This window comes from Streptomyces sp. DH12 (assembly GCF_020873895.1).
Taxonomy (GTDB): domain Bacteria; phylum Actinomycetota; class Actinomycetes; order Streptomycetales; family Streptomycetaceae; genus Streptomyces.
The window spans coordinates 1-387 of record NZ_JAHWGT010001679.1 but is presented as its reverse complement, the minus strand read 5'-3'; the positions used below and the strand labels follow the sequence as shown (position 1 = coordinate 387).

Here is a 387-nt window from a genome sequence, read left to right as displayed (position 1 = left end):
ATCCCCGACCCGGGCACCTCGCCCTCGGCGATCGCGATACCGCCACCGGCCGCGCCGAGGTTGAGGGCCTTCGTGGTCGGGGACCAGATGTTCCACTGGCCGTCGGACTGGCCGGACGCGGTGGCGAAGTAGCCGCCGACGGTGAAGTTCCCGGCCGCCGCCCACGCTTCGGCGAATGCATCGACCGGTGCTGCGGTCGTGCCGGTCCTCTCGCCGATGTTCGGGCCGCGGCGTAGGACCGTGTTGCCGCCGCCGTCGGACCAGCCGGCGGTGTCCGCGTGCAGGAACCCGGAGGTGACCGACACGTAGGTGCAGCCGGTGAACCGGGCGCCGTACTGGGGGCTGTTGGCCTGGGTGCCGTCGTCGTCGACGCCGGGGTAGCAGGTG

The 387-nt window shown here is 72.6% G+C and carries 1 pseudogene; it reads right to left on the bottom strand.

The annotated features are described in order from the left end of the window. Positions 1–387, bottom strand: a pseudogene (locus tag LPA54_RS41710) (hypothetical protein); the annotation flags it as partial.